This is a genomic window from Calidithermus chliarophilus DSM 9957, from assembly GCF_000430045.1.
In the GTDB taxonomy this organism is placed as follows: Bacteria; Deinococcota; Deinococci; order Deinococcales; family Thermaceae; genus Calidithermus; species Calidithermus chliarophilus.
Genome location: NZ_KE387023.1, coordinates 974,282 through 975,995, shown reverse-complemented (window position 1 = coordinate 975,995; position 1,714 = coordinate 974,282). Strand labels below are relative to the sequence as shown.

Here is a 1,714-nt window from a genome sequence, read left to right as displayed (position 1 = left end):
GCCTGCCCCCCCGCCCGCCCCACGTGCAGCCGCGCCGCCTGCCGCACCTTCTCGGCCGGGTGGTCCTGCAGGGCCTCGAGCGCCTCCCGCGGCAGCAGCGGGTTGCGGCACAGCGCCAACAGCGCGTCCTCGTCGCCGTGCTTGAGGGCCCAGCGCACGAACTCGGGCCAGCAGGCCGGGCTGCCCAGCAGGCGGTTGCGGCTCTCCGGGCGTGCCTCGGCCAGCAGGTTGGGGTTCTCCAGCAGCAGCAGGTCGAGGACCGGGTTGTGCAGCACCTCCTCGGGGAAGTGCACCGCCAGCCGCAGCAGCACCGCCGTAGGGGTGTTGGGGTTGGCGGCCACCGCCCGCCGCACCTCGGCCCGGGGGTGGCTCGCCAGGCGGGCCAGGCGGGGGGGCGGGGTGCTGGCCCGGGCGGCCTCGGCGAGCGCGTCCATCAGAACACCAGTTCGCGGAACCTGCCCAGGAACTCCTCGAGCCGCGGCTCGGCCTTGCGCAACTGCGCCAGCTCGCCCAACTGCCCGCGCAGCCGCAGTCGGGTGAAGAGGTCGCAGGCGAAGAGCTGCACCCACTCGGGCGGGGCCACCCCCACCATCCAGCGGAAGGCGTGCAGGGCCTGCTGCGCCGTCTCGGCCCGCAGGGTCAGGCCCAGGGTGAGCGCGTAGCGGGCCGAGGGCTCCTCGGGGAAGGTCTTGTCGGTGCGGCCCTCGAGGACGTCGGTGAGCTCGGGCAGCACCGCGTAGACCTGCTCGAAGGCCGCGAACTCCGCCGCCGCCCCCCGCCCCACCACCGGCGCGATGTCCAGGCCCGCCTTGAGCAGGTGCGAGGCCATCTCCCAGCTCCGCGGGCTCGGCCAGGCCGGGCTCTTGGGGTCGAGGTGGTGCAGCAACCCCGGCCGGAAGGCCAAAAAGGCCAGGATGCGCTCGTGCAGGCCGCTCGCGAAGGCGTAGGCCTTGAAGCTCTCGAAGTCGGGCTCGACCTCGAGGTGCAAAAAGCGGTTAGCCAGCGGCGCGGGCATGTCGAAGACGGCCGCCCGGTCCTCCTTGCGGTTGCCCGCCGCCCACACGTACCACCCCTCGGGCAGCTCGTACGACCCCACCTTGCGGTCGAGGATGAGCTGCTGCGCGATGCCCTGCAGGGTGGGCGGGGCCATGTTGAGCTCGTCGAGGAAGAGCACCCCCTCCCCCTCCCTCGGCAAGAACTCCGGCGGGAACCAGCGCGAGACACCCCCCTCCGGCACCGGCAACCCCCGCAGGTCGGTAGGCGCGAGCTGCGACAGCCGCAGGTCGATGAACTCGAGCCCGTGCGCCCGCGCCGTCTGCGCCGCGATGCTCGACTTCCCCACCCCCGGCGGCCCCCACAACATCACCGAGAGCTTGAGCCTGTGCTGGATGAGACCCCGCAGGTACTGCGCGAGCAAATTGGGCGTCACGCCTGCAAGGTAGGGCACTGCAGGCCTGCTGCTGTAGGCCAGGTCACCTTCCCCATGAGATTCGGCGGGATGAGGGCGAAGGTTAAGCGTTGGTGGGGGTATGGTCGATAGTCGATAGTCGATAGTCGATAGCCAATAGCTGATAGCTGATAGCCGATAGCCTTGAAATCGATCATCCGCTGGGGTTGTGCCCGGCCTGTAAGCCGACTACAGCCCCACGCCCCAGGGGACATCTGCTCGGTGGTCGCTGCCGTGCCCCGGCCGGGGTGTGCGGCTCACGCGGGA

2 protein-coding genes are annotated in these 1,714 nt (G+C 71.2%); both read right to left on the bottom strand.

Annotated elements, in window-relative coordinates:
- On the bottom strand, positions 1-434 hold a 434-nt coding region (locus MEICH_RS23640), incomplete at its 3' end, for a hypothetical protein (RefSeq protein ID WP_036218313.1).
- Positions 434-1,429 (bottom strand): AAA family ATPase, encoded by a 996-nt coding sequence (locus MEICH_RS0104655; RefSeq protein ID WP_027891638.1) that lies wholly within the window; start codon positions 1,427-1,429, stop codon positions 434-436. The genes MEICH_RS0104655 and MEICH_RS23640, both read right to left, overlap by 1 nt.
- Positions 1,430-1,714: the final 285 nt, after the last annotated feature.